The 6898-nt window shown below is 27.8% G+C and carries 6 protein-coding genes; 5 read left to right on the top strand and 1 reads right to left on the bottom strand.

What is annotated here, in order from left to right:
* Positions 1 to 137: 137 nt before the first annotated feature.
* Positions 138 to 1586: a S41 family peptidase gene (locus tag Q1A46_RS17160; protein ID WP_299681766.1), complete on the bottom strand. Its 1449-nt coding sequence runs from the start codon at positions 1584 to 1586 to the stop codon at positions 138 to 140.
* 173 nt (positions 1587 to 1759) lie between these two features.
* On the opposite strand from Q1A46_RS17160, the gene Q1A46_RS17155 reads away from it, so the two are divergent.
* From Q1A46_RS17155 to Q1A46_RS17135, 5 genes are all read left to right on the top strand, one after another.
* The gene (locus Q1A46_RS17155; protein ID WP_299681764.1) at positions 1760 to 2269 is read left to right on the top strand and encodes an RNA polymerase sigma factor; all 510 of its coding nucleotides are present in this window, start codon (positions 1760 to 1762) and stop codon (positions 2267 to 2269) included.
* Complete coding sequence (locus Q1A46_RS17150; protein ID WP_299681761.1) at positions 2256 to 2735, top strand: hypothetical protein; 480 nt, start codon at positions 2256 to 2258, stop codon at positions 2733 to 2735. Before Q1A46_RS17155 ends, Q1A46_RS17150 begins: the two co-directional genes overlap by 14 nt.
* Before the next feature lie 45 nt (positions 2736 to 2780).
* The gene (locus Q1A46_RS17145) at positions 2781 to 3305 is read left to right on the top strand and encodes a DUF4252 domain-containing protein (protein ID WP_299681759.1); all 525 of its coding nucleotides are present in this window, start codon (positions 2781 to 2783) and stop codon (positions 3303 to 3305) included.
* Between the two features lie 83 nt (positions 3306 to 3388).
* Positions 3389 to 3964 (top strand): DUF4252 domain-containing protein, encoded by a 576-nt coding sequence (locus Q1A46_RS17140; RefSeq protein ID WP_299681756.1) that lies wholly within the window; start codon positions 3389 to 3391, stop codon positions 3962 to 3964.
* Between the two features lie 100 nt (positions 3965 to 4064).
* Positions 4065 to 6803 (top strand): IPT/TIG domain-containing protein, encoded by a 2739-nt coding sequence (locus Q1A46_RS17135; RefSeq protein ID WP_299681753.1) that lies wholly within the window; start codon positions 4065 to 4067, stop codon positions 6801 to 6803.
* Positions 6804 to 6898 lie beyond the last annotated feature (95 nt).

Here is a 6898-nt window from a genome sequence, read left to right as displayed (position 1 = left end):
GAGTTCGCTTTTTCTTGGGTACAGTGTTATTCATAAAATAAGTCTAAATTGTGTAAACTTATTTCAGGACGGGACATTTTAAATAAAAAAGTCCAACTATTAAGCTGGACTTTTTCTTATAATGAAATATTTGTAATTTATTTTAATTCAATATACATATTGTTATAATCTAAGTTTTTCATTTCAGAATTCCATATAGTTTTTTGTAATGAAGAACTTCGAGAAAGTATAGAACTTCCTCTAGAACCTGTAGTGATGTATTGAATAGTTCTAGCTAATAAAGGTTCCGTAGGATCTCCAAGTACTCCTAAATTAGCAACATCTTCTTCTAAGATTACTTCTGGTGTATAACCGTTAGGTTCATTTTGACCATCTTTGTTTTGAATTTCTAAAACAATAGGTTGCATAGCCCAAGTATGATTATTATTAAAATTAGGTCCAGTTCTTGTATAATCGTCTGAATCATATAATGTAATAGAACCAACTTGTTTTCCAACAGTTTGAGTTCCGACAAGATTTACATCAATGTACGGTAATAAACCATTAATTACTAATTCAGAAGCAGAAGCTGTTCTTCCTGTAACAATAAAATATACAGAAGATAAATTAACTGTGTTTATTGGTTCATCTATAATAACCTGGCCATTAGCATCTGTGTTTCTAAGACGATCAGTAAAGTAATTAAGGAAAAAATCTCTATTAGAAATAGAGTTCATTACTTTGTCATTCCAAATTTGCTGAGAGAACACATTAGTTGTTGGTTGACCACTAATCATACTAGCTAAATAGGTCGCAGTACGAACAGATCCACCACCATTATATCTTAAATCGATAATTAAATCTGTAATTCCTTCGTTTCTAAATGTAGCAAAAGCATTGTTTAAATCACCATCATAAGGTGTAGAAAATTGATTGTACATTAAATAACCAATCTTATTAGCTCCCTGAGTAATAACTTTGGCAATTTTGACTGCATTTTCTTGTATTTGCTCTTTAACTAGATCAATTGTAGTTCCATTTGCTACAGGATTCCCTCCATTATAATCTGCTAAAGAAATTGTATATGAATCGGGATCAAGTAATCCGTTTACATTTGCAGAAGTTAACTGAGTTCCATTTACTTCGTTAATAATCATTCCTCTAGTAATTCCTTTTGTATCAGCGTCAGAGCCAGGAATGACATCTCGAACTACTATAAAAATATTTCCAGATCCATCACTATACCGTACACCAATCAATTTCATTCCATTAGTTGATCGAATACCTTGTAAAGAATTATTATGGGCTACATAATCATCAACAATCCAAGAAAAACGATCTACTTCACCTGGTCTATATATTAAACTATTGAATAAATCATTAGGTGAACTAAAACCTGCTAAATAATTATTTAATTGTTCACGTGTCGAAAATTTATTGTCAGCTAAGTCAGGTACTTCACCTTGCCATTTATAATATGCATTTAATCCTCCCCAAACAAAATCATTAATTTCAAGTTCTTGAGGGATATCTTCAGATTTACTACAGCTTATTGCAGCAGAAATTATAAGTAATAAAAGGAACTTAGATGTAAAATATTTCTTCATTATAATGAGTTTAATCCTTAGTATTAACGCAATTTAAATAAAACTTAGTATTTATTTTAACTTTTTATGTAACAAAAAAAATACTGTGTCGTCGTAAGTGTGTAAAGTTGATAAATTTGTCGTTAAAATTAACATGTATTTACAACTTTAATAAAAATTTAAGTAACCAGACAATGAACCAATCAGACTTTTTAAAAGTTGTATTACCATTTAAAGATAAAGTTTTTCGTTTAGCCAAACGTTTACTTGTGTCAACAGAAGAAGCTGAAGATGCTACACAAGAACTTTATTTTAAGTTATGGAGAAATAAAGAAAAACTAGCTGATTACAGAAATGTTGAAGCTTTTGCTATGACTATGACAAAGAATTATTGTTTCGATAGATTGAAATCAAAACAAGCAAGTAATTTAACATTGGTTCATAGTAATTACAAAGAAAAAGATACAACGCTAGATAAGAAAATAGAATATAAAGACAGTGTAAACCAAGTACACAAGCTCATTGAAAATCTGCCTGAGCAACAAAAAATTATTATTCAATTAAGAGATATTGAACAATATGATTTTGACGAAATTTGCGAAATGGTAAATATGAAACCAACAGCAGTAAGGGTAGCATTATCAAGAGCTCGTAAAACAATAAGAGAAGCATTAATTAAACAACATAACTATGGAGTTAGCTAACATAGAAAAGTTATTAGAAAAATACTTAAATGCAGAAACAACACTTCAAGAAGAAGCTGTTTTAAGAGATTATTTTACTTCTACAGAAGTATTACCAGTACATCTTGAAGAATATGCAATGTTATTTGGGTATTTTAAACAAAGTCGGAACGAAACCTTTACTAAGACCATTAAGTTAAAACCTGAGAAGCAGAAACGTAAGAACTTTAAATGGTTATCGGTAGCAGCATCATTCGCTCTGTTAGTAAGTGTATACACAGGTTATGATATTATAGAAAAACGTAAAACCGAAATGCAAATCGCAGAAGTAAAAAAGGCGTTAAAAATGGTATCATATAATCTAAATAAAGGTAATGAAGCATTATATTCTGTGTCTAATAATTATAAAAAAGGTACAGAAGCGATAGCAAAGTTAGACACTTATGATAAAGCTGTGCAAACAGCGATAAAGAAAATAAATAATTAATTCGAAAAGTAAACAAAGTAAAACCAAGTCAAAAAAGTAAATATCATGAAAAAAGTAATCATATTATTAGCATTAGCTTTTGTATCTAATATAGGATTTAGTCAATCATCTATGTTTGATAAACTAGAAGATTTAGACGATGTATCTGTAGTAGTAGTAACTAAAGATTTATTTGATATTATTCGTAAGTTTCCAGATTCTAAATCTGAAGAAATGGAGTTTTTCAATACAGCTAAAGGTCTTCAAGAATTAAAAGTATTTTCAACAGAAAATGCAAGTATTGCCGCTGATATGGAAAAAATGGTAAATAAAGCTATAAAAAATTCTAATTTAACTCAGTTAATGAGAATTAAGGATAAAGGATCTAGAGTTAAGATTTATATTAAAGCTACAAAAAACAAAGATATTGTTAGCGAGGTATTAATGTTTGTTAAAGATTTAGATAAAAACGATAGAATTAAAGGAGGTAAAACAAACTTACCATCATCAACGATTATTTCTTTAACAGGAGAAATTAATATGAATGAGTTATCTAAGATAGCTAACGATTATCAAAAGAAAGCTGAATAATTTTTCAGTTTATTATAAATAAATAAAATAAAGCATAGCCTTTAGTTAGGCTATGTTTTTTATCAAAAAAATATAAGTATACTATGAAAAAAATATTAACGTTTGCAGTTTTATGTATCACACTTACAATTGTTTCTTGTAAGAATGAAGAAAGTTTACAAACTTATTTAATCCAATCTCAAGATAATACAAATTATACCAGATTAGATGTTTCTACAAGTATGCTTGGTTCTTTTTTTGAAGATACTTCAGAAGAAGATCAAAAAACTTTTCAGAGTATAAAAAAGTTGAATTTAGCTTTTTTACCTGTTAAAAATGCTACGGAAGAAGAACTAAAGTTAGAGAATAAGAGATTGAAAACAATCATGAAAAATACAGATTATAAATCTTTATTCAGAGCAAATGATAAAAGAGGAAGAGCTACTGTGTATTATTCTGGAGATACAGATGCAATTAATGAAATTGTCGCTGTGGTTTATGCAAAAGATTTAGGGTTTGGAGTAGCTAGAGTTTTAGGAGAAGATATGAATCCGAATAGAATTATAAATATGATTCAGAATATCAAAAAGAGTGAAGAAGGCCAAGAGTTAGAAATGATAAAAGATATGTTCGGAGGAGAATTTCAAACTGAAAAATTAAGAGTAGACCCTATCGAGTAAACTTTTTTATAAAATGATTATAGTAGCACCACAACTTTTTAAAAAATGTTGTGGTGTTTTGTTTTAAAGAACTAATTTTGCGCCCTTTTAAAACTATTTTATGATTAAGAGATTTACTTACGCATTGCTATTTTTAGTATTTATTATATCCTGTAATAAAGAAGAAGATAATCCTCAGGCCAAAAACGAAGCTAGAATTAAAGCTTTTAAAATCATTAATAATTCAATCAATGGAATAGATACTTCTACAGAGTTAGATTTATCTAGTTTTAATGGTGATAATATAGAAGCTTACGGAGTGAAATGGTACAAGAAAACAGGAGATGTAAATGAGAAAAGATTTGATAATTTATCAAATGATTTTTTTGATATTTCTATTACAGAAAAAATTCTTAAAGATTCGTTATACAAAACATATTCATTTATAGAATATGAAGGGAAAATTGTTAATAGTGATACTTTAGAGTTTAAAAGTAATTTTACCACACCAATTATAATTGATAGTATATATCCTAAAAATGGTTTTATATACGATACTTTAAGCATTAAAGGGAAAAATTTCTGTACTCAAGATTTCAGAAATTTAGTTTATATGAATAATAGAGGATACACTCCAATTTTTGAATCTGATTCATTAATGAAGGTTGTAATCCCTACTGGCTTAAGATATTCAGAATTGTATTTATCACTTAAAACTTGTGGAGTTAATAAAGACATCCAAGACAAATTTACAATTGATCCTCCAAAATTAGATTCTATTGAAAGTGGTGATAAATTTGTGGGAGATAAAGTGAAGATTTATGGTAAAAATCTACATTATTCAATATCTGAATTATGGTTAGATAATGTTAAAACAACATTAGATTATACAGAATATAAAGACACTTTAATAGCAACGATTCCTAGAGGTTTATCAAAAGGAAAGGTCGATGTAAAATTAAAAGTTTTAGATAAAATAATAGAGCTTCCTAATTATTATCAAACGACAACGCCTTACATTACAGAAGTAGAGCCTTTACCATTAGGTTTCTTTGATGTAGTAAGAATTAAAGGAGGGTATTTTAAACAAGGTTCTGGTGTATTACCAAAAATAACTATTGCTGACAGAGAACAGAGTTTAGTATCTTTTGAGAAAGATTTTATAGATGTAATTGTTGATAGATATTTTTATTTTGAAAATCCTGAATTAAAAATACAAATAGCAGATTTTACTGATGCAATTCCAGTAAATGTTAGAGCTCCTAAATTGTTAGATTTTGATAAGGAAATCTATAACTTAACTGACGATTTAAGTGTGAATACAGATGCATTTATAGAAAAAAATAATCTAAAAATAGGGGGAAGGTCAATTAACTATAGAGGACAATTTGAAATTGACAATACTGGTAAAGTAAAAGTTTCCTTAAAAGATTGGTTAAATATAGATTTTTACTCTCATAATTATGAACTTAAAGAAGGAGGGAAGTTACAAGTTGATTTAAAAAATAATTACGGAACAGATAGTAAAGACATTCAAATATATGCACCGATAATTTCATCTTTAAATAAAGATGTTTATGTACCAGGAGACAGAATAACTATAAAAGGAACTAATTTCGCTTATAGTAGATATAATAAAGTTTATATAGATGGGGATTTAGTAAATAACCCAAATTCATCTTCATATACAGTTAAAAATAATGAAATTTCTTTTCCTTTATTGAAAAATACTTTACCGGGGAAACATAGTATTTACGTAGAAGTAGCTGGACAAAAATCAAATGTTCTTGAATACGAAGTAAAAGAAGTAAAAGTAAATTCAATTTCTAGAACTGAAGGAACAAGAAGAGATACTTTTATAGTTAAGGGAGAAGATTTACAAAGTCTAATTGTTTCAGCGAATGGCGAATCTTGTGAAATAATTAGAAGAACAGACAATGAAGTTGAGTTTAAACTTACATATTATATAAAATTAGTTCCTAGTATTAATATAGTTGGTATGTCAGGAGATCAAAGAATTGAAATAGCTTCTATAAATGGTATAGAGCCTCATGACATTGTAAATGAAAGTTTATCTGATGTAAATTATTATGGAGATCATGTAGCTGGATCAGATTCGAAAAACTGGTATTATATGAATAATAGAGGAGTGTTTAAGTTTAATCATACATTAAATAAATGGGAAACTTTTGATTCAAATCCTATACCTTTTAGCACTTTTATTTTTGGAACAAAACGATATTTAACAGTAACTGATTCAGAATTAAAAATAGCTATAGGAAATAAATTGTATAGTTATGATTTAGTTAGTAAAGTTTGGACATCAAAAGATATAAATATCAATGTTAAAAATGGAGTTATTATTAATAATATGTTATATGCTATTAATAATGACGATAGAGAGTTTTATGAATATAATTTAACAGATAATACTTCTGTGTTTAGATACAAACCTTCAAACTTTAATTTCAATCTAGAAGTTTTAACTTATGGTGCAGATAAAATATTTTTTAATCCGTATCAAGGAGAGAGTTTTTACTATGATATAAACAACAAGTCATTCACAGGTATGGGAAGACCAAGAAATTTCTTTGGTACTTATCAGAACGTAGCACTTAAATATTATAATTCTAAGTTATACTACATAGGAGGATTAACTGATGCAGGTAAAGAACATAGAATTTATGAATTTGATCTTAACTCTAGAACTTGGAATGAAAAAACACCAATGTTAATTAAAGGATATAGTTTTTCAACTCATATTAAAGATGGAGTTTTTTACATAGGACTCGGGTATGATAGGTACGGCTATACAAATGATTATATGAATATTTACGATCTTAATAAAGATCTTTATTAAAAAGAAAGCGACCTAATTAGGTCGCTTTCTTTTTAACTAGCCATTAACAGCAATACAATATTTAATTAGTACTTTTGATTAAATACATAAAGTTT

The organism is uncultured Tenacibaculum sp., assembly GCF_947502995.1.
GTDB lineage: Bacteria > Bacteroidota > Bacteroidia > Flavobacteriales > Flavobacteriaceae > Polaribacter.
This window is presented reverse-complemented; position numbering and strand designations above follow the sequence as displayed.